Source organism: Streptomyces flavofungini (genome assembly GCF_041028215.1).
Taxonomy (GTDB): Bacteria; Actinomycetota; Actinomycetes; order Streptomycetales; family Streptomycetaceae; genus Streptomyces; species Streptomyces flavofungini_B.
Genome location: NZ_JASKYR010001570.1, coordinates 1 through 401, shown reverse-complemented (window position 1 = coordinate 401; position 401 = coordinate 1). Strand labels below are relative to the sequence as shown.

General features: G+C 75.1%; 1 pseudogene. It reads left to right on the top strand.

The window, feature by feature from the left end:
* Window positions 1-17: 17 nt before the first annotated feature.
* A pseudogene (locus AB8Z36_RS42225) lies at window positions 18-401 on the top strand (hypothetical protein); the annotation flags it as partial.

The window sequence follows — 401 nt, the reverse complement described above, 5'->3', positions numbered from 1 at the left end:
AGCTCATACGGGTCGCCGTGGTCTCACGGCCCCTCGACGACGTCGCCGACCTGGTCACCCGCCTGGAGCAGACCCCCGAGGGGGCGCCGACCGCCGCGTCGGTGCTGCGGCTGGCCGCCGTCGCCCGTTCCGTGGACGACGTCACCCGGCTGGTGGAGCTGCTCGGCCCGCCGGAGCACCCCGCCGACCACATGGACGAGGCCATCCGGCACGCCGCGGAAGAGCGGCCGATCCCCGAGGTGACCCGCCTCGTCCAGCTCCTCTCGCGTCCCCCGCACGACCCGCACAGCAGCGCCGAGGCGGTGCACGCCGCCGCCACGAGCAGGTCCGTCGAAGACCTGCTCCAGCTCATCGGCAGCCTGGGCGAGCACGCTCCGGTGGTGCGGTCGACCCTGGCGGAC